This is a genomic window from Sphingobium sp. SA916 (assembly GCF_002894065.1).
Lineage (GTDB): Bacteria > Pseudomonadota > Alphaproteobacteria > Sphingomonadales > Sphingomonadaceae > Sphingobium > Sphingobium fuliginis.
On sequence record NZ_LXYF01000001.1, the window covers coordinates 130,568 to 150,000 of the forward strand.

Below are 19,433 nucleotides of genomic sequence, written 5' to 3' on the forward strand. Positions count from 1 at the left end.
TTATTCCTGCGCCAACACCGCCCGGAATGCCGCCACGCCGGCTTGCGGCCCATCCGAATGGCCCCATACCGCCCCGCTCACCGCCAGGAAATCCGCCCCGGCCTTCACCAGCGGCGCGGCATTGCCGGGGGTTATCCCGCCAATCGCCACGCAGGGCAGTTCGAACAATGCCGTCCACCAGCCCAGGATCGATGGGTCGGGGCGATGGATCGTTTCCTTGGTGGTCGTGGGGTAAAAGGCCCCGAACGCGACATAGTCCGCCCCTGCTTCCCCGGCTTCCATCGCCAGATGGCGGCTGTCATGGCAGGTGACGCCGATCTGCACCGAAGGACCGAGCAGCTTGCGCGCCTCGCGAGGATCGCCGTCGCCCTGCCCGAGATGAACGCCGTCGGCCCCCAGGCGCTTCGCCAAGCTCATGCTGTCGTTGATGATGAACGCGACATCCCGTTCCGCGCAGAGCTTTTGCAGCGGCGCGGCGGCTTGGGCGATGGCGTCGTCACCCACGCCCTTCAACCGCAATTGGAACGCCGCGACATCGCCCCCATCGAAGGCGGCGGCGAGACTGTCGACAAAGCCCGCATCGATCGCCGGCGGGGAGATCAGGTAGAGCTGACAGGGCGGCCGCCGGTCATCGCTGTCGAACCGGGCTGCGAAATTCGGGTCGAGAGCCAATTCTTCATCGGTAAATTCGGTCATGTGTCCCGCCTTAGCCGCTTTTGATGGCGTTGGAAAAGGGCGGAGCCGATCGGCCCTCACCCGCGTTCCCCCTGCATGATCAGGATCGGATGTTCGGGATGGAATTACCGGGATTGGCGCGGGCGCTTCTATCCGGAGAAGCTGGCGGCGAAAAACTGGTTCGCTTACTATGCCCAGCAGTTCGACACGGTGGAGATCAACAACAGCTTCTATCGCCTGCCCCGGCCGGAAACCGTCGACAAATGGCGCGAACAGGCGCCCGGGGGCTTTTGCTATGCGGCCAAGGCGAACCGCTATCTGACGCAGATGAAGAAGCTCAAGGATTGCGAGGAACCGCTGGCGAGGATGATGGAGTCCTTCGCGCATTTCGGCCCGACGCTGGGGCCGGTCCTCTATCAACTCCCGCCGCATTTCTCGCTCGACCTGCCAAGGCTGGAGGCATTCCTCCGCATCGCGCCGCGCGATCCCGTGCCGGTCTTCGAATTCCGCCATTCAAGCTGGTATGTGGATGAACTTTTTGCGCTGCTGGAGCGGTACGGAGCGGCTCTCTGCGTGCATGACATGCCCGGCTCGGCCAGTCCCCGGCTGGGTGTCGGCTCGACCGCCTATGTCCGCTTCCACGGCACGACGGGGAAATATCGCGGCGGCTATTCGCGTGAAAGGCTGGCGGACTGGGCCGAATGGATGAAGGCGCAGAGCAGCGACGGCCGGACCGTCTGGGCCTATTTCAACAATGACTATGACGCGCAGGCAATTGCCGACGCCCGGATATTGAAGGCGCTGACGGAGAAAGGCTAGTTTCACCCCGTCAGAACCGAACCGTGCTCCTGCGAAGGCGGGAGCACGGCGGACCGGCCGCGAGCGCCTTCCGGGCGCTCACGACCGTCACCGCAGATCAGGCCGCCTTGCTGGTGGAAGCGCCGTGAATCTCGTCGATCGCTTCGCCCAGCGAGGCGTTGAACTCCTCGTCGCTCATCTGGTGGCGCAGGTCGTTCAGCAGCGCGCGGCTGAAGCTGGCGATGATGCCGCGATTCCTGGCCAGCTCGACGCAGGCTTCGGAACGCGAGAAACCGCCGGACAAGGCGACGACGCGCAGCACGCGGGGATGGTCGACCAGCGGATCGAACAGACCGGCCTTGGTCGGCAGCGACAGCTTCAGCATCACCTTGTCGTCTCCCGGCAGCGCGTCGAGATTCTTGAGGATTTCCTCCAGCAGGATCTGGTCGGCCTCTGCGCGTTCCGGGCTCTTGATGTTGACTTCCGGCTCGATGATCGGAACGAGCCCTGCGGCCAGCACCTGCCGACCGACCTCGAACTGCTGCCTGACGACGGCGGCGATGCCCTCGCGATTGGCGAGGTTGATGACCGAACGCTCCTTGGTGCCGAACACGCCCAGCGCCTTGGCGCGGTGCAGCAAGGTGTCGAGGCCGGGGTTCGGCTTCATCAACTGAACGCCGTTCGCTTCATCCTCCAGCCCCTTGTCGATCTTGATGAAGGGCACGACGCCGCGCTCGATCAGCGCCTGCGGAACCGATTTGCCGCCCGCTTCGCCGTCCATGGTGCGCTCGAACAGGATCGCGCCCAGCACCTTCTCGCCCGAAAAGACAGGCGAGGTGATGATGCGGCTGCGCATATCGTGGATCAGCCCGAACATTTCCTCTTCGGTGGACCAGGCGTCTTCCTCGATGCCATAGCCCTTCAGCGCCTTGGGCGTCGAACCGCCGCTCTGGTCGAGCGCCGCGATGAAGCCGTTGCCGCCCTCGATCTTCGCCTTCATGTCCTCGAACTGCATCTGCACATACCTCTTGGTTGGATGCGCCGCCCTCCCGGCAGCGCGTCTAGGGGTCGGACGCCATTGCACGGCGTCCATGGTCGAGCGGAGCGCGCCACTCTCCAAGGCGCGCGCCGCAATCTGAATCAGGCCATCAGCGCCTTGACGCCGGGCAGCTCCTTGCCTTCCATCCACTCCAGGAACGCGCCGCCAGCGGTGGAGACGAAGCTGAAATCGCCCGCCACGCCCGCATGGTTGAGCGCCGCGACGGTATCGCCGCCACCCGCGACGGATGTCAGCCCGCCTTCCTTGGTGAGCGCCGCCGCGGTCTTGGCCAGCGCCACGGTCGCCTTGTCGAAGGGCGCGATCTCGAACGCGCCGAGCGGGCCGTTCCATACCAAAGTCCGGCAATTCTTCAGCGCATCGCCCAACGCCTCGACCGCCGCTGGGCCGACGTCGAGGATCATCTCATCCTCGGCCACCTCATGCACGTTGCATGTGCGCAAGGAGGGCGGGTTGGCGGCAAATTCCTTCGCCACGACGACGTCATAGGGCAGATGGATGGTGCAGCCCGCCGCTTCCGCCTTGTCGAAGATCGCCTCCGCGGTCTCCGCCAGATCCTTCTCGCACAGCGACTTGCCGACATCCACGCCGCGCGCGAACAGGAAGGTATTGGCCATGCCGCCGCCGATGATCAGATGATCGACCTTGGCGACGAGGTTGTTGAGCACGTCGAGCTTGGTCGACACCTTCGCCCCGCCGACGACCGCCGCGACCGGCTTCACCGGTTCGCCCAGCGCGGCCTGCAGCGCATCCAGTTCCTTCTCCATCGATCGGCCGGCAAAGGCGGGCAGCTTGTGCGCCAGCCCCTCGGTCGAGGCATGGGCGCGATGCGCGGCGGAAAAGGCGTCGTTGACATACAGGTCGCCAATCGCCGCCATCGCCTCCACCAGCGCGGGATCGTTCTTTTCCTCGCCGGCATGGAAGCGGGTGTTCTCCAGGATCGCGATGTCGCCGTTGCGCATCACCTTGATGCCGTCGACAGCCGCCTCGCCCTGACAGTCGGGGATGAACTGCACGTCGCGGCCCAGCACGGCGGTCAGCGGGCGAGTGATCTTGGAGAGCGAGAATTCGGGGTTCTTCTGGCCCTTGGGACGGCCGAAATGGGCAAGGATCAGAACCTTGGCGCCCCGATCGGCCAGTTCCAGCACGGTGGGCATCGCCGCGCGCAGGCGGGTGTCGTCGGAGACGGAACCATCCTGCATCGGCACGTTCAGATCCTCGCGCACCAGCACCACCTTGCCCGTGATGTCCCCCATGTCGTCGAGTGTCTTGAACGGCTTTGCCATGATCGCTCCCTGCTGCGAAAATAAGGATGGTGATGAAAAACCCCGCCGGACGGTCCGGCGGGGCTGATGGTCTTTTTAGAGGAACTTCGCCACGACCCCGGTGGTGTCGATCATGCGGTTCGAGAAGCCCCATTCATTGTCGTACCAGCTCAGCACGCGGACCAGCGTGCCGTCGATCACCGCCGTTTCCAGGCTGTCGACGGTCGAGCTGCGCGGATCGCCATTATAGTCGATGGACACCAGCGGCTCCTCCGAATAGCCAAGAATGCCCTTCAGCGGGCCGGATTCCGAAGCGGCCTTCAGCAGTTCGTTGACTTCCTGGACGGTGGTGGCGCGCTTGGCGATGAACTTCAGGTCGACGACCGAAACATTCGGGGTCGGCACGCGCACCGACGAACCATCCAGCTTGCCCTTCAGTTCCGGCATCACCTCCCCGACAGCGCGAGCCGCGCCGGTGGTGGTCGGGATCATCGACAGGGCAGCGGCGCGGGCGCGGCGCATGTCCTTGTGAAGCTGATCCAGCGTGTTCTGGTCGTTGGTGTAGCTGTGGATCGTGGTCATGAAGCCCTTTTCGATGCCGATGGCGTCATGCAGGACCTTCGCCAGCGGCGCGAGGCAGTTGGTGGTGCAGCTCGCATTCGAGATGACGACGTCGCCGGCGCTCAGCGTCTCATGATTGACGCCGAAAACCACGGTCTTGTCGACGCCGGTGGCGGGAGCGGAGATGACGACGCGCTTGGCGCCCGCGGTCAGGTGCGCGCTGGCCTTTTCCTTGTCCGCGAAAATGCCGGTGCACTCCAGCGCGACGTCCACGCCCTGGGCGGCATGGGGCAGCTTGGCGGGGTCGCGTTCGGCGGTCACGGCGATACGCTTGCCGTCGATGACCAGGAAATTGCCGTCGACGCTCACTTCGCCGGCCCAGTTGCCGTGCACGGAATCACGCTTGAACAGCAGGGCATTCGACTTGGCGTCGCCCAGGTCGTTGATGCTCACCAGTTCCAGATCATGGTCGGTGCGCGAGAGGATCGCACGGGCGACCAGACGGCCGATGCGGCCGAAACCGTTGATTGCTACCTTCGTTGCCACTGCACTTGTCTCCCGGTTGGTTTGAATTTCAGTCGAGCGCGGCCACGATCTGCGGCGCGATCTTGGCGGCGGTCAGGCCGAAATGATCGTAAAGCACTTCCGCCGGAGCCGAGGCGCCGAACGTGTCGATGCCGAAACGCAGGCCGGCGATGCCGACATAACGCTCCCACCCGAAAGTGGTGCCTGCCTCAATCGAGGCGCGCAGGACATGGTGCGGAAGGAGATCATCCTTATACGCCTGCGGCTGCGCATCGAAATGCGCCCAGCTCGGCATGGAGACGACATCGGCGCCGATGCCCTGCTCTTCCAGCAGCGCGGCGGTGGCGACGGCGATCTCGACCTCGGACCCGGTGGCGACCAGCACCACCTTGCGCTCGGCCGCGGCCGCCTTCAGGCGATAGGCGCCCTTGGCCGACAGGTTTTCACCCGCCTTCTCGGTGCGAAGCTGCGGCAGGTTCTGGCGGGTCAGCGCCAGCACCGACGGGCCGTCGGCATCCTTCAGCGCCAGTTCCCAGCACTCAGCCGTCTCCACAATGTCGGCCGGGCGATAGACGTCCAGGTTCGGGATCATGCGCAGCGACATGACATGCTCGATCGGCTGGTGGGTCGGGCCGTCCTCTCCCAGACCGATGGAATCATGGGTCAGCACATGGATGGCGCGGATCTGCTGGAGCGCCGCCAGACGGATGCCCGCGCGCATATAGTCAGAAAAGACCAGGAAGGTGCCGCCATAGGGAATGACGCCGCCATGAAGCGCCATGCCGTTCATGGCGCAGGCCATGCCGAACTCGCGAATGCCGTAATAGACGTAACGGCCCGAATAATCGTCTTTGGTGAGCGGCCCGGTCGACTTGGTCTTGGTGTTGTTGGAGCCGGTGAGGTCCGCCGAGCCGCCCAGCGTCTCCGGCAGCAGGTCGTTGATCGCGCCCAGCGTCAGTTCGCTCGCCTTGCGGGTGGCGACCTTCTGCGGATTGGCGATCAGCGTGTCGATATAGGCGTCAAGCGAGAAACCGGCGGGCAGGTCGCCGGCCATGCGGCGCTCGAATTCGGCCCTTTGCGCGTTGGAACCAAGACGATCCGCCCAAGCCGCATGGGCGTCGCCGCCCTTTGCGCCGATGACGTGCCAGGCGGCGGCAATGTCTTCCGGGATCACGAAAGGTTCGGCCGACCAGCCAAGGAATTCACGGGCGGCAGCGACTTCGGCTTCACCAAGGGCGGAGCCGTGGACGCCCGAAGTGCCCGCCTTGTTGGGTGCGCCATAACCGATCTTGGTGGCGCAGGCGATCAGCGAGGGGCGCGGATCGGCCAGCGCCTCGTCGATGGCGCGGCGCACATCGGCCATGTCATGACCGTCGCAGGACACGACATGCCAGCCGGTCGCGGCGTAGCGGGCGCGCACATCCTCGCTGCTCGAAAGGTCGACCGCGCCGTCGATGGTGATCTTGTTATCGTCCCACAGCACGATCAGGCGGCCCAGGTTCAGATGCCCGGCAAGGCCGATGGCCTCATGGTTGATGCCCTCCATCAGGCAGCCGTCGCCGGCCAGCACCCAGGTGCGGTGATCGACCAGATCGTCGCCGAACTGCGCATTCAGATGCCGCTCGGCGATCGCCATGCCCACCGCGGTGGCAAGGCCGGAACCCAGGGGCCCGGTGGTCGCCTCCACCCCCGCCAGCTCGAAATTCTCCGGATGGCCGGCGCAGGGGCTGCCCAGCTGGCGGAAATTCGCGATGTCCTGGATGGTCGGACGCGCATAGCCGGTCAGGTGCAGCAGCGAGTAGATCAGCATCGATCCATGGCCCGCCGACAGCACGAAGCGGTCGCGGTCTGCCCATTTCGGCGCCTTGGGATCGAACTTCAGATAATCCTTGAACAGCACGGTGGCGACGTCGGCCATGCCCATCGGCATGCCGGGATGGCCGCTGTTCGCGGCCTGCACCGCGTCCATGGAAAGCGCCCGGATGGCGTTGGCGAGGGACTTTTCGGAAACGGTCATCGAAGCGGCGTCTTTCCTGGCTTATCTATGGCCCCCTGTTAAGGCCAGCGAATCGAAATTGCGCCCCCTTTGTCGCCTCAGGGACAAGGCGTCAACTACGGGTGGCCCCCAGGGCGCGCCAAGCCGCCGAATGACGGCTTTTGCGCGGTGAAAACTTTGTCTATGCGTGGAGCATGGCAAGTGACCGAATGATGCAGGCGATCCGCGCTCTGGAACGCGCGATCGACCGGCTCGAACAGGATGTGGAAGGCCTTGTGTCGGCCGCCTCCGGCCCCTCCCCAGGCATCGACGCCGCCGCCGCCCGCACGGCGCTGCGGTCGCTGGACAGTCTCATCACCGAATTGAAGGGGCAGGATGTGAAGGAACAGGTCGGTGGCTGAAACCACATTGCACATTGCCGGGCGCGTCTACGACCTGCGCTGCCGCGACGGGGAGGAGGCGCATCTGGCGCATCTCGCCAACCTGATCGAGCGCAAGGCGCGACTGGCGCAGCAGAACACCCCGGGCCTGACCGAGGTGCGCACGCTGCTGTTCGCCGCGCTGTTCCTGGCCGACGAACTCAACGACCTGAAGCGCGAGGCGATAGGGCGGCAACAGACCCTGGCGCTGGAGCCGGAGGACGAGCCTGCCATCCGCGCGCTCGAATCCCTCGCCACCCGCATAGAAAAGCTGCGCGAGAGACTTGTCGCCGCCGCTCCTCAGGCCTAAATAGAGAGGCGACGGGCACTGCGCGGTATCGAGCTTTAGCGAACATCCCTGAGGCGATAATCACATCCACGGGGACTGTCCCTGGGCGGGCTCTGGCCCGATCTACATGGTTCCCACCTGACGTTGAGGCGTCAGAGGATTTTCCAGCACACGGCCGAGGCGGTCCCGTCACCTCCTCCCGCAATTCAAGGCCCCCGATGAGCGACGACACCGACAAGGCGACCCTGCGTGCCATCGCCCGGCAGAGGCGTCGCGCCTTCGTGGCTTCGCTCGATCCGCTGGCGCACCGGCTGGCGTTCAAGGTGGTCCCTTCGCCCCTCGCGCATCGGCTGGCGGACGCTGAGGTGGTGGCTCTCTATATGGGCCTCGACGATGAAGCCCCCGCGCAAAGGCTGGCCGCGCCCTTGCAGGCCATGGGCAAGACGCTGGCCCTGCCCCGCGTACTGGATCGGCTTGGCAGCATGGATTTCGTGCGCTGGAACCCGGAGGAACAGCTTTTCCCCGGCCTGTTCGGCACCAGCCATCCCGAACCGGTGGGCGATCCGGCTACCCCCGACGTCATCATCGCGCCGCTGATCGGCTTCGACCGGGCGATGAACCGGCTGGGGCAAGGGGGCGGCTATTATGACCGGGTGTTCGCCCGCTATCCGGATGCCTTGAGGATCGGCCTCGGCTGGTCGGTGCAGGAGCATGACGATCTGCCCGCGGACCCATGGGATCTGCCGCTGCACCTGATCCTGACCGAAGTCGAACTGATCGAAGGATATGAAGCATGAGCACGGACCCCCGGCCAGCCTACAAGCCGAGCTGGCGCAAGCCGGTGGGCATGTTCGTGATCCTGGGCCTGATCGCGCTCTGGGCCGTGCTTGTGGGCAGCCTGTCGGCGCTGATCGGACGACTGCCGATGATGGTGCAGGTGCCGGTCTATGTTTTCCTGGGCCTGATATGGATCTGGGTGCTCCCGTTGAAGCGCCTGCTCGCCTGGATGGAGACGGGACGCTGGCGGGGATTTTGAAGGCGGGGATGGGTGGAATCAGGACATTCCCCCTCCCGTTTACGGGAGGGGAAGGTCCTGAATTGGCCAATTTCCAGCCATATCCATTATAAAGGAAAGTGGCGCGAGTGACGGGGCTCGAACCCGCGACCTCCGGCGTGACAGGCCGGCGCTCTAACCAACTGAGCTACACCCGCGCAGGGCGGCATCTTGGCATGACCTCAATGGCCACCAGACGATGCTGATCTGGAAAACCTTCCACTTCCCCCATGAGGAAAATGGCGCGAGTGACGGGGCTCGAACCCGCGACCTCCGGCGTGACAGGCCGGCGCTCTAACCAACTGAGCTACACCCGCGTTCGGTGTGGGCGGGCATCTATGCGGCCCCATTCCCCCTGTCAACTGCCTGCAACATCAGTTTCACGGCTTTCGTCATTTTCTTTGCGCGGGTCGACCGTCAGCGTACCGCGCTCGAACAGGAAACCGGCGATGTCCGGTGTTCCGGCCGCCGACACGACTGTCTGGATGATGATCAGCAACGGCACGCCCAGCAAGGCGCCCGGCGTTCCCCACACCCACCCCCAGAAGGTCAGCGACACCAGAATCAGCAGGGGGTTCATGGTAAGCCGCCGTCCCAATATCGTCGGCGTGATGACGTTGGCCTCAACCAGATGGAATCCGACCTGTAAGGCCGCAGGCAGCAGCGCCTTCCACACATCGTCGAACACCATGAGCCCGCCGAGCGCCAGCAAGGCGGCCGCCAGCATCGGCCCGAAATAGGGAACGAAATTCAGCAGCGCGACAATTCCGCCCCACATCAGCGGCGAAGGCATGCCGATCAGCCACAACGCCAACGCCACCGCCAAGCCAAGGCACAGGTTGATCGTCGCGATGGTGAGGACATAGGCGGATGTCGCGTCGACCACATTCTGGATCACCCGCGCCACCGCCATTGCGCCATCGAAACTGCCCCGGCTGTTGATCGTCCGCCGCCGCAGTCGCGTCCAGCCGGCAAGGAAGAAATAGATGATGAGCAACGCGAACACCATCTGGATGATCGCCGCTGGGGCGGAGGTAGCCGCGAACTGCAGGAGCGATCGGGGCGCATCCACCGCCGCCGTCTGCGCCGCCGCCACCGGCCCGGTCGCCAGCATCTGCACCGTTTCGTCGACGAAGCGCTGAAGCTGCGAATAGAAATCGATCAACGGAGCGAGATTATTCTGTATCTGGGGAAGGCGCTCGGGCAACAGCCGGAACCAGTCGGCCGCCGGGACGACGATCAGCACGAGGGCGGTATTCGCCACCAGCAGGAAGGCGATCACCGCCATCAGCGCCGCCAGTGCGGAGGGGACGCGCCGCCGCTCCATCCATTCCAGGAACGGAACCAGCGCAATGGCGATCACCAGCGCGGCGGTCAGCGGCAGGAAGAACTCCGCCCCCTCCCTTAAGGCGAAGGGCAGCGCCAGGACCAGCCCGATTCCTGTCGTCAGCGCGATCGACGCCAGCAAGCGGTCCCGCCGCCGGTTGATCTCCTGCTGTTCCTGGGGTGTCACGCCTGAAATGTCCTTGCCCGCCGCCCTTTTTCTGCACCGGCGGCACCGGTCCGTCAATTTAGGCCCGACGATTTACATCAGCGAAACAGGCCGATAGCAAGGGAAACAAGACCTTAACCAAATCTTCGGCACCTGCTGCCACATTCGGCCGGGAAACAGCTTGGGGGACTGGGATGAAATTGGGGGCTTGGCTCGTCGCTCTCGCCTGCACGGCGGCGCCGCAGCTTGCGTCGGCACGGCAGGAGATCCGTTTGGAGCGGCAGATGTTCGTGGAGCGGGTCAGCACCGACGTCAACGGCCGCGCCCGCCGCGTGCTGGAAAGCGCCGACCGTGCAGGATCGGGCGACCAGCTTATCTTCGTCGTCAACTGGCGCAATGAGGGCAATCGTCCGGTGCGCGGCCTGGCCGTCACCAATGCCGTGCCGCGCGGTACGCAACTCGACATCAGCGATCCGGCCATGCAGGTTTCGGTGGATGGGGGTGCTCATTGGGGGCGCCTTGCCGAGCTCTGGCTGCCAACGCCGCTGGGCGGAACCCGTCGGGCCGTGCCTGCCGACATCACCCATGTCCGCTGGACCGTGCTGGACGAGATTTCACCGGGGGAGAGCGGTCGGCTAAGCTATCGGGCTACTGTTCGTTAACGGTACGGCGATCCGGGTGTAATTGGCCAATAGGCGCCCTTACCGCCCCGCTCCCAATACGCCCGCCACCCAATTCATTTCCCGATCCTGATCTCGAACAGCCTGGCCCAGTTCTTGCCCGTCACGAACAGCCGGTCGGTCTTCGCGTCATAGGCGATGCCGTTCGCCACCGCCTCGCTGTCCTTCGCGCCGCTCGCCTTCAGGAGCGGCGCGATGTCGAGCCAGTCGATCACCGCGCCCGTGCGCGGATCGATCCGGACGATATGGGTGTCGTACCAGATATTGGCCCAGATCTCGCCCTTCACATATTCCAGTTCATTGAGCCGCTCCACCGGGCGGCCGTTCCATGTCACCGTGATCCGGCGCTCTTCGGTCAGCCCTTCCGGGTCTAGGAACCGCAATTGCGCGGTGCCGTCACTCATGATGAGGCTGCGCCCATCCTGCGTCAGCCCCCAGCCTTCCCCTGCATAACGGAACTGGGAAACCGGCGAAAAATCATCGAGCTTCCAGACGAAACCCTGCCGATGCCGCCAGGTCAGGCTGATCAGCCGATCCTTCCAGTTGACGATGCCTTCCCCGAAATAAGGGCGGGGAACGATCCGGCGGTTCAGCACCTTGCCACTTTTGGGATCGACCTTCCGAATCTCCGACTCGCCTTCCAGGCCCGTGCTCTCGTACAGGACGCCGTCATGGTAGAAGAGCCCCTCGGTAAAGGCGCCGGGATCGTGCGGATAGCTTCGGACCAGCGTCCAGCGCGTTTCCGCCTGAGCGGGAACGATCAGCAGCCACGCGCCCAGCAGCGCGAAAAGCGCGCGCTTCATCCGGCGGCCTGATCCGCCACGGCCCCGGCGAGCCAGCCGGGCAGGAACGCGGGATCGACATCCTCCACCCGCCGCAATTCGATGGAGAGGCCAAGATCGGCCAGCGCGGCCTTCTGCCGTTTCTCGTCAGCCTGCGCCAGCGGCACCGCGACCAGGCGCCGGTTCACCTTGTTGCGATAATGCATGCGGGCGGTATTTTCCTGCCCAACATAGCATCCCTTGTCATAATCGACCCCGCCCAGTTCGCCGGCATTGGTTTCCAGCCATAGGATCTGGTCCTGTCCCAGTTCGCCCACCCCCTCGAATATGCCGAGCGACAGCCGGTGCGCCCGAAATGCCGCCGAAGCATCGCCCTCATCCGGCGGCGCGATCCAGCGATGGCCGAGTTGCGACAGGCGTGGGTCGAAAGGCTTGCCGGACGCCTCCAGCGCCCAATGCACCGCCAGTTCATCGGCCCGAGCAATGGCGACCTTGCGCCGCAGCCGGTAAATCGTCAGACGCTTCGCCAAGGCTTCCGCCTGACTCGCTTCGCAATCGATCAGCACATCCTCGCCATCCGCCCACAGGATGAAGTCGAACAGCGCCTTGCCCTGTGGCGTCAGCAGCGCGGTCCAGCGCGGTTCGCCTTCCTTCAGCCCCAGCACATCGCGGGTGAGCAGGCCCTGAAGGAAGCTTTTCGCCTCCTCGCCGGAAATTCTGAGGAGAGCGCGGTCGGTAAGGGTGGTGCCGGTCATCGGCTTTAGGTAGGACAATCGCCCATCATATCCAAGCCCACCCCCAAGCTGGCGAGACCGACATGACTTTCGACCTTCTCCTCAAGAACGGCACCGTGCACACTCCTGGCGGGGCGGAAAGCGTGGATGTGGGCGTGCGCGGCGGCAGGATCGTCGCCATCGGCACGGCGCTGGGCGACGCAGCAGAGGTGATCGACTGCACCGGCCTGGACGTGCTGCCCGGCTGCATCGACAGCCAGGTCCATTTTCGCGAACCGGGGCTGGAGCATAAGGAAGACCTGGAATCGGGCAGCCGCGCCGCGGTGCTGGGCGGCGTCACCGCCGTGTTCGAAATGCCGAACACCAACCCCAATACCGACACCGCCGATCGCGTGCACGACAAGCTGAAGCGCGCCCATCACCGCATGTGGTGCGACCATGCCTTCTATGTCGGCGCCACCGCCGATAATGCCGAGCGGTTGAAGGAGCTGGAGCGGATTCCCGGCACGTCGGGGGTCAAGATCTTCATGGGCGCCTCGACCGGCAGCCTGCTGGTCGACGATGACGACGCCCTGTCGCGCGTGCTGGCCAGCGGCACCCGCCGCGTCGCCATCCATGCCGAGGATGAGGCGCGGATGAACGCCCGCAAGGATCATCGCGTGGAGGGCGACCCGTCCTCCCACCCCGTCTGGCGCGACGATGAAAGCGCGATGATCGCGACGAAGCGGATCATCGACCTTGCCCGCAAGGCCCGCCGCCGCATCCATATCCTGCATGTGACGACGCCCGCCGAACTGGAATATATCGCCCGTCACAAGGACATAGCGACCTGCGAGGTGACGCCCCAGCATCTGACCCTGGCGGCGGAGGACGCCTATCCCCGCCTTGGCACCTATGCGCAGATGAACCCGCCGATCCGGTCCGGCGCGCATCGCGACGGTCTGTGGCACTGGCTGAACCAGGGCGTGCCCGACGTGCTGGGCAGCGACCATGCCCCCCACACGATCGAGGAGAAGGCGAAACCCTATCCCGGCTCGCCCAGCGGCATGCCCGGCATCCAGACGCTGGTCCCGCTGCTGCTCAACCATGTGGCGGAGGGACGGCTGTCGCTGCGCCGCTTCATCGAACTGACCTCCTCCGGACCCCAGCGCGTCTTCGGCCTGGTGGGCAAGGGCCGCATCGCCCTAGGCTATGATGCCGACTTCACCGTGGTGGACCTGAAGAAGCGCTGGACCATCGGCAGCGACTGGCTGGCTTCGCGCTGCGGCTGGTCGCCCTTCGAGGGCATGGAACTGACGGGCAAGGCCATCGGCACCATCATCCGCGGGCATCGCGTGATGTGGGAGGACGCACTGGCCAACCAGGCGGTGGGCGAGCCTGTCCGGTTCGAAGCGACCGAGTTCGCCTAAACCGTAGCCAGGCGATTGCGGCGGGCAGCGGTCAGGCCGTCCGCCGCGAACAGGATGAGGCTGAGCCAGATCAGCGCAAAGCTCGCCATCTGGCCCGCCGTCAGCTTTTCCCCGAACAGCAATATGCCGCACAGGAACTGCAGGGAAGGCGCCAGATATTGCAGCAGGCCGAGCGTCGCCATGGGCAGCCGGTGGGCGGCGGTCGCGAACAGCAGCAGCGGCGCTGTCGTTACCGCGCCGGCGGCGATCAGCAGGATGGTGGTCGGCATGTCCTGCCCGAAGCCGACGCCGCCATGCCCCGACAGCCAGAACAGATAGGCCATGGCCGGCGGCATCAACAGCAATGTCTCGACACCCAGCCCCACCATCGGCGCCACCGGCGTCAATTTCCGGATCAGCGCGTAAAAGGCGAAGGTCAGCGCCAGCGCCACGCTGATCCAAAGCGTCGTGAGGGCGGTCGCCGCCATGATGGCGACGCCGACCGCGGCTATTCCCACCGCCGCCAACTGCCCTCGTCGCAGTCTTTCGTGGAGCAGCAGCACGCCCAGCCCGACGGTGACCAGCGGATTGAGGAAATAGCCCAGGCTGGCGGCGAGCACATGCCCGGCGTTCACCGCCCAGACATAGGTCAGCCAGTTCATGCCGATCAGGACGGCCGATGCGGCGAGGGCCGAAAGAAGCCGCCGGTCGCGCAATATCGTAACCAACTCGACAAGGTTGCGCCGCATCAGCAATAGCGCCAGGATCAACAGCAGCGACCAGAGCACGCGCTGGCTGACGATCTCCACCGCATTCACATGATGCAGCAGCTTGAAATAGATCGGCAGCAGCCCCCAGGCGCAGTAGGCGGCCACCGCCGCGATGAGGCCGCGGCGGGCCGCCTGTTCCGATGGCGGGGAGGAATTCAGAGGATGCCTCCGCCCAGAAACAGCCGCAGTGCACCGAAGGCCGCCACGACCAGACAGAAATTGCGCCCGCCATTCCTGGTCGAGAACATACCGACAAAGGCGCCCAGCAGCGCGACCGGCACCAGCAGCCAGTTGAGCGCCCCCAGCAGCGGAAAGACCGCCGGGATCATCAGGATCAGGGTGACGAGGCCGATCAGAGCTGACAGGATATTGAGCATGGTCGCACAAATGGCGTGTCGGCAGGCCCAGGGCAAGGCGGACGGCCGGGCCAGTTGGCAGAGACTGGCCCGCCCCAGGATCGAATTTCCGGATTCACCAATATCCCTAACGGAAAATTAACCTTTGCTCTTCATCCCCTGTTTACGAAGGAGTGAAGCCATGGCGCCTGTGCGATCTTTCTATGTTCTGGCGATGCTTGTCGCCCTCCCGCTGGCGGGTTGCGGCAAGAAGGAGGATGATCTGAACGCGCTCGACGCCCAGCTCACCAATAATGCGGTGGACGCGCTCGCCAACCAGGTCGTGGTCGATCCGCGGCTCGCCGGCCAGCCGCAGCGTACCGCCAAACTCCCTGCGCTGAAGGGCGAGGCCGCCGCTGCGCTGGCGGCATCCGTCAAGCTCGCCGGCGGCACGCTGCTCGCCACGCCTGCGCCGGCCGAAGGGGAGGCGAAGGAATCCGAATCGTCGCTCGCCGCCGTCGCCAGCGAGCAGAAGAAGCCGGGCGGCAACGCCTTCTGCCGCGAGCGACTCATCCATGGTGCGCAATGGGCCAGCCGTCTGCCGGAACCGTTCACCGTCTATCCGGGCGCGCAGCTGACGGAAGCGGCGGGCGCGGAAAAGGACGGATGCACGCTGCGCGCGGCGACATTCGTGACCCCTGTCCCATGGCAGAGCGTGATGGACTTCTACTATACCCAGGCGCGCCGCGCGGGTTTCGATGCCGAACACAAGGTTATGGGCGGCGACCATGTACTGGGCGGCTCGCGCAAGGATGACGGCAGCGCCTTCCTGCTCCTGTTCACGCAAGCGGCCGACGGCAAGACGAGCGTGGACGTGCTGGCGGATAACGGCCGATAAGGGGGCCGGCAGCACGGAGAAGGCCGCGTTCCGCCATCCCTCACCACCACCAATAGCCTAATCCGCGAACAGCAGGACAGGCGTTTCCAGCAACTTCCGCACCGCCTGGACGAAGCTCGCCGCGTCCCAACCGTCGACCACCCGATGGTCGCAACTGATCGACAGGTTCATGAGCTTGGCGGGCACCACTTCACGGCCCCGGAACACCGGCCGCTCGATAATGCGATTCGGCCCGATGATCGCCACTTCCGGCCGGTTGATGACCGGCGTCGTCGCCACCCCGCCCAGCGGCCCCAGCGAGGTGAGGGTCAGCGTCGAGCCGGACAGTTCCTCCGACTTCGCCTTGCCCGTGCGGGCCGCGTCGGCCAGCCTTTTTATCTCCGCCGCGAGCTGCCAGACATTGCGGTCCTGCGCATCGCGGATCACCGGCACCATCAGTCCAGCGTCGGTCTGGGTCGCAATCCCCATATGCACGGCGCCATAGCGCGTCACCACGCCCGCCTCATCGTCATAGCGCGCGTTCAGCATGGGAAATTCGGGCAGAGCGCGGCAGATCGCCACGATCAGCAGCGGCAGCAGGGTGAGCTTCGGCTTGTCGCCGCGATGGGCATTCAGTTGCTCGCGGGTTTCCTCCAGCGCGGTGACGTCGATCTCCTCGACATATGAGAAATGCGGGATGGCGCGTTTGGAGGCGGCCATGTTCTCCGCGATGCGGCGGCGCAGGCCGATGACCTTGACCTCCTCGTCGGCGCGCCTTCCTGAGCGCCCGGCCGGCCGATAGCCCTGCCCCGATCCGTAAAGGAGAAAGGCGTCGAGATCGGAATGGCGGATATGATCGCCGCTCGGCTTCACCTGGGAAAGGTCGATGCCCAGTTCCCTGGCGCGCGCCCGAACGGCGGGCGAAGCCAGCACATCGGCCTTCGCAGCCGTCCTCCCCTGCTGGGAGAGGTTAGCGGAGGGCATGGGCGCGGCCGGCCTTTCCTCAGCAACGGCTGGGGCAGGATCGCCCCGCTCGCCGCCCTCCCCCGCCGCTTCAGGCAGGGGCGCCGTGATCGCGGGCGGCGGAGCTGCCTCGACATTGGGAGCAGAGGCTTCGCCCTCTCCTTCCGTCTCGATCTCCACCAGCATGGAACCGATGGCGATCTGCTGTCCCGGCTCCCCGGCCAGCCGGACCACCGTGCCGGCAACCGGCGATTCCATTTCCACCGTCGCCTTGTCGGTCATCATGTCGGCGATCGGCTGGTCTTCCTCGACTCGGTCGCCGACCTTCACATGCCAGCCGACGATCTCCGCTTCCGCAATGCCTTCACCGATGTCCGGCAACCTGAACGTAAAAAGCGCCATGACAGCCCCTCAATCCTTCAAAATCTTGTTGATGGCCTCGCGAATTCGCACCGGGCCGGGGAAATAGGCCCATTCCAGACTGTGCGGATAAGGCGTGTCGAAACCGGTGACGCGCTCGATCGGCGCTTCGAGATGGTAGAAGCACCGCTCCTGCACCTGCGCCATCAATTCCGCGCCAAAGCCGCTTGTCCGCGTGGCTTCATGCACGATCAGGCAACGCCCGGTTTTCCGCACCGACCGCTCGATCGCCTGGATGTCCAGCGGCACCAGCGTGCGCAGGTCGAGGATTTCCGCATCCACGCCCATTTCGGCAACCATATTCTCGACCACATGAACCATCGTGCCATAGCAGATTATGGTCAGCGCCTCGCCCGCTCGCGCCACCCGCGCCTCGCCCAGGCTTATGCGATAATAGCCCGTCGGCACCTGCGCCTGCGCATGTCCCGCCCAGCTCTTGGCCGGCGCGTCGTAATGGCCGTTGAACGGCCCGATGTAGATGCGCTTGGGTTCGAAGAAGATCGTGGGATCATTATCCTCTATGGCCGCGATCAACAGGCCCTTGGCGTCATAGGGCGTCGACGGGATCACCGTCTTCACGCCCGACACATGGGTGAAGATGCCTTCGGGCGACTGGCTGTGCGTCTGCCCGCCGAATATGCCGCCGCCAAAGGGCGAGCGCACCGTCATGGGCGAGATGAACTCCCCCGCCGATCGGTAGCGGAGCCGCGCCGCTTCCGACACAAGCTGGTCCAGCGCGGGATAGATATAGTCGGCAAACTGGATCTCCGGCACTGGCCTCAGGCCATAGGCGCCCATGCCCACCGCGACGCCGATAATGCCGCATTCGGTGATCGGCGTATCGAACACGCGGTTCTTGCCATATTTCTGCTGCAAGCCCGCCGTTGCGCGGAAGACGCCGCCGAAATAGCCGACATCCTCGCCCATCACGACCACGTCGGGGTCGCGCTCCATCATCACGTCCAGAGCGCTGTTGATCGCCTGGATCATGTTCATCTGCACCGTATCGCCGTGGGTTTCCGTAACCGCTTCGCTCATCATGTCGCTCACAGGCCGGCTGCCTTCCATTCGTCGAGCATCTGCTGCTGCTGCTCGCGCAGGTGCCAGGGCATTTCCTCGAACACATCCTCGAACATCGATTCCATCGGGTGGTGCAGGCCGTGGCCGAGGATGCCGTTCTTCTCCGCTTCCCGCGCCGCGTCGCGGACCGTTTCGGCCAGTTCCCTGTCCATCGCCGCATGCCGCTCCTCGTCCCAGATGCCGAGCGCGATGCAATGTTTCCGCAGCCGTGCGATGGGGTCGCCCAGCGGCCAATAGCTCGCCTCGTCGGCGGAACGATAGGCGCTGGGATCGTCCGACGTGCTGTGCCCTTCGACCCGATAGGTGAAATGTTCGATCAGGGTCGGGCCCGCATTGGCCCGTGCCCTGTCGGCGGCCCAGCGCGTCGCGGCATAGACCGCCAGCGCATCGTTGCCGTCGACCCTGAGGCCGGCAATGCCATAACCGATGGCCCGCGCCGCGAAGGTCGTCGCTTCGGCGCCCGCAAAGCCCGAAAAGCTGCTGATCGCCCACTGGTTGTTCACGACATTCATGATCACGGGCGCGCGATAGACGCTGGCAAAGGTGCAGGCGGAATGGAAGTCGCCCTCCGCCGTGGACCCTTCCCCGCACCAGGTCGCCGCGATCCGCGTGTCGCCCCGCGCCGCGCTGGCCATGGCCCAGCCCACCGCCTGCGGATATTGGGTCGTGAGGTTGCCGGAAATGGAGAAGAACCCCGCCTCCCGCGCCGAATACATGATGGGAAGCTGGCGCCCCTTCAGCCTGTCGCCCTTGTTCGAATAGATCTGGTTCATCATGTCGACGATGGGCCAGCCACGCGCGATCAATATGCCCTGCTGGCGATAGCTGGGGAAGCACATGTCGTCGCTGGCCAGTGCAGCCGCGGCGCCGATCGACACGGCTTCCTCACCCGTCGACTTCATGTAGAAGCTGGTCTTGCCCTGCCGCTGCGCGCGGAACATGCGCGCGTCGAACGCCCGGGTCAGCGCCATGGCCCGCAGCATCTTCAGCAGCGTTTCGGGCGGCAGCTTCGGATCCCAGGGGCCGACCGCCGCCCCTTCCTCGTCCAGCACCCGGACCAGCCCATAGGCAAGGTCGCGCATGTCGCCCGGCTGCGCGGTCTCGTCCGGCCTTGGCTGCGCACCCGCGGGCGGAATGTCGAAATCGCTGAAATCGGCGGTGTCGCCCGGCCTGAATTTCGGCTCCGGCACATGCAGCCGAAGCGGCGGCAGATTACGCCCCGCCCCTTCCATTCCGGCGTCCGAATCGATCCGGTCGCTCATCCTGCCTCCTT

Annotated in this window: 21 protein-coding genes and 2 tRNA genes; 8 read left to right on the top strand and 15 right to left on the bottom strand. The window is 65.1% G+C overall.

Going from position 1 to position 19,433, the window contains the following annotated elements; translation table 11 throughout:
- The gene (gene thiE, locus A8G00_RS00655; protein ID WP_044662546.1) at positions 1-696 is read right to left on the bottom strand and encodes a thiamine phosphate synthase; all 696 of its coding nucleotides are present in this window, start codon (positions 694-696) and stop codon (positions 1-3) included.
- Between the two features lie 75 nt (positions 697-771).
- Between thiE and A8G00_RS00660 the strand changes: the two genes are divergently transcribed.
- Entirely contained in the window at positions 772-1,494 is a 723-nt protein-coding gene (locus A8G00_RS00660) for a DUF72 domain-containing protein (RefSeq protein ID WP_048575878.1), read from the top strand.
- Positions 1,495-1,591: 97 nt separating this feature from the next.
- On the opposite strand, the gene A8G00_RS00665 is transcribed toward A8G00_RS00660, so the two are convergent.
- The 4 genes from A8G00_RS00665 to tkt all read right to left on the bottom strand — a co-directional run bounded on the left by A8G00_RS00665 (position 1,592) and on the right by tkt (position 6,898).
- A complete protein-coding gene (locus A8G00_RS00665) occupies positions 1,592-2,488 on the bottom strand; it encodes a fructose bisphosphate aldolase (protein WP_061935359.1) in 897 nt (298 codons plus the stop codon).
- A 125-nt stretch (positions 2,489-2,613) separates the two neighbouring features.
- Entirely contained in the window at positions 2,614-3,816 is a 1,203-nt protein-coding gene (gene pgk / locus A8G00_RS00670; protein WP_025552065.1) for a phosphoglycerate kinase, read from the bottom strand.
- 75 nt (positions 3,817-3,891) lie between these two features.
- Positions 3,892-4,902 (bottom strand): type I glyceraldehyde-3-phosphate dehydrogenase, encoded by a 1,011-nt coding sequence (gene gap, locus A8G00_RS00675; protein ID WP_025552063.1) that lies wholly within the window; start codon positions 4,900-4,902, stop codon positions 3,892-3,894.
- A gap of 28 nt (positions 4,903-4,930) precedes the next feature.
- Positions 4,931-6,898 (bottom strand): transketolase, encoded by a 1,968-nt coding sequence (gene tkt, locus A8G00_RS00680; RefSeq protein WP_102999697.1) that lies wholly within the window; start codon positions 6,896-6,898, stop codon positions 4,931-4,933.
- Between the two features lie 173 nt (positions 6,899-7,071).
- Here tkt and A8G00_RS00685 point away from each other — a divergent pair, with 173 nt between their 5' ends.
- The 4 genes from A8G00_RS00685 (at position 7,072) to A8G00_RS00700 (ending at position 8,621) form a co-directional block, all read left to right on the top strand.
- Entirely contained in the window at positions 7,072-7,278 is a 207-nt protein-coding gene (locus A8G00_RS00685; RefSeq protein ID WP_235600832.1) for a hypothetical protein, read from the top strand.
- Entirely contained in the window at positions 7,271-7,606 is a 336-nt protein-coding gene (locus A8G00_RS00690; RefSeq protein ID WP_044662552.1) for a cell division protein ZapA, read from the top strand. Before A8G00_RS00685 ends, A8G00_RS00690 begins: the two co-directional genes overlap by 8 nt.
- A 197-nt stretch (positions 7,607-7,803) precedes the next feature.
- Entirely contained in the window at positions 7,804-8,382 is a 579-nt protein-coding gene (locus A8G00_RS00695) for a 5-formyltetrahydrofolate cyclo-ligase (protein WP_025552056.1), read from the top strand.
- Positions 8,379-8,621 carry a DUF2842 domain-containing protein gene (locus tag A8G00_RS00700; RefSeq protein ID WP_025552055.1) on the top strand — a complete coding sequence of 81 codons (243 nt, stop codon included), beginning with the start codon at positions 8,379-8,381 and terminating at the stop codon, positions 8,619-8,621. Before A8G00_RS00695 ends, A8G00_RS00700 begins: the two co-directional genes overlap by 4 nt.
- Before the next feature lie 99 nt (positions 8,622-8,720).
- Here A8G00_RS00700 and A8G00_RS00705 read toward each other — a convergent pair.
- From A8G00_RS00705 to A8G00_RS00715, 3 genes are all read right to left on the bottom strand, one after another.
- Positions 8,721-8,797 (bottom strand) — tRNA-Asp (locus A8G00_RS00705).
- 82 nt (positions 8,798-8,879) lie between these two features.
- Positions 8,880-8,956, bottom strand: a tRNA-Asp gene (locus A8G00_RS00710).
- 41 nt (positions 8,957-8,997) lie between these two features.
- Complete coding sequence (locus tag A8G00_RS00715; RefSeq protein ID WP_044662553.1) at positions 8,998-10,152, bottom strand: AI-2E family transporter; 1,155 nt, start codon at positions 10,150-10,152, stop codon at positions 8,998-9,000.
- 173 nt (positions 10,153-10,325) lie between these two features.
- On the opposite strand from A8G00_RS00715, the gene A8G00_RS00720 reads away from it, so the two are divergent.
- Entirely contained in the window at positions 10,326-10,793 is a 468-nt protein-coding gene (locus A8G00_RS00720) for a hypothetical protein (protein WP_102999698.1), read from the top strand.
- Between the two features lie 74 nt (positions 10,794-10,867).
- Here the strand turns inward: A8G00_RS00720 and A8G00_RS00725 are convergent, their stop codons facing one another.
- Together A8G00_RS00725 and A8G00_RS00730 are read right to left on the bottom strand one after the other, a co-directional pair.
- Positions 10,868-11,614: a glutaminyl-peptide cyclotransferase gene (locus tag A8G00_RS00725; protein WP_102999699.1), complete on the bottom strand. Its 747-nt coding sequence runs from the start codon at positions 11,612-11,614 to the stop codon at positions 10,868-10,870.
- Positions 11,611-12,348, bottom strand: a complete 738-nt coding sequence (locus A8G00_RS00730) for a folate-binding protein YgfZ (protein ID WP_044662556.1) — start codon at positions 12,346-12,348, stop codon at positions 11,611-11,613. The genes A8G00_RS00725 and A8G00_RS00730 overlap by 4 nt, the downstream gene beginning before the upstream one ends.
- A gap of 62 nt (positions 12,349-12,410) precedes the next feature.
- On the opposite strand from A8G00_RS00730, the gene A8G00_RS00735 reads away from it, so the two are divergent.
- On the top strand, positions 12,411-13,736 hold the full coding sequence (locus A8G00_RS00735; RefSeq protein WP_102999700.1) for a dihydroorotase: 1,326 nt from the start codon (positions 12,411-12,413) through the stop codon (positions 13,734-13,736).
- Here A8G00_RS00735 and rarD read toward each other — a convergent pair.
- Both rarD and A8G00_RS00745 read right to left on the bottom strand, forming a co-directional pair.
- Positions 13,733-14,599, bottom strand: a complete 867-nt coding sequence (gene rarD, locus A8G00_RS00740) for an EamA family transporter RarD (protein ID WP_076605722.1) — start codon at positions 14,597-14,599, stop codon at positions 13,733-13,735. The genes A8G00_RS00735 and rarD overlap by 4 nt on opposite strands.
- A gap of 41 nt (positions 14,600-14,640) precedes the next feature.
- Complete coding sequence (locus A8G00_RS00745; RefSeq protein WP_025550926.1) at positions 14,641-14,862, bottom strand: hypothetical protein; 222 nt, start codon at positions 14,860-14,862, stop codon at positions 14,641-14,643.
- 160 nt (positions 14,863-15,022) lie between these two features.
- Between A8G00_RS00745 and A8G00_RS00750 the strand changes: the two genes are divergently transcribed.
- Entirely contained in the window at positions 15,023-15,718 is a 696-nt protein-coding gene (locus A8G00_RS00750; protein ID WP_102999701.1) for a hypothetical protein, read from the top strand.
- Positions 15,719-15,775: 57 nt separating this feature from the next.
- On the opposite strand, the gene A8G00_RS00755 is transcribed toward A8G00_RS00750, so the two are convergent.
- The 3 genes from A8G00_RS00755 to A8G00_RS00765 are packed head-to-tail and all read right to left on the bottom strand — an operon-like array spanning position 15,776 to position 19,422.
- The gene (locus A8G00_RS00755; RefSeq protein WP_102999702.1) at positions 15,776-17,062 is read right to left on the bottom strand and encodes a dihydrolipoamide acetyltransferase family protein; all 1,287 of its coding nucleotides are present in this window, start codon (positions 17,060-17,062) and stop codon (positions 15,776-15,778) included.
- A gap of 9 nt (positions 17,063-17,071) precedes the next feature.
- Positions 17,072-18,076: an alpha-ketoacid dehydrogenase subunit beta gene (locus A8G00_RS00760; protein ID WP_102999805.1), complete on the bottom strand. Its 1,005-nt coding sequence runs from the start codon at positions 18,074-18,076 to the stop codon at positions 17,072-17,074.
- A 50-nt stretch (positions 18,077-18,126) separates the two neighbouring features.
- A complete protein-coding gene (locus tag A8G00_RS00765) occupies positions 18,127-19,422 on the bottom strand; it encodes a 3-methyl-2-oxobutanoate dehydrogenase (2-methylpropanoyl-transferring) subunit alpha (protein WP_102999703.1) in 1,296 nt (431 codons plus the stop codon).
- Positions 19,423-19,433 lie beyond the last annotated feature (11 nt).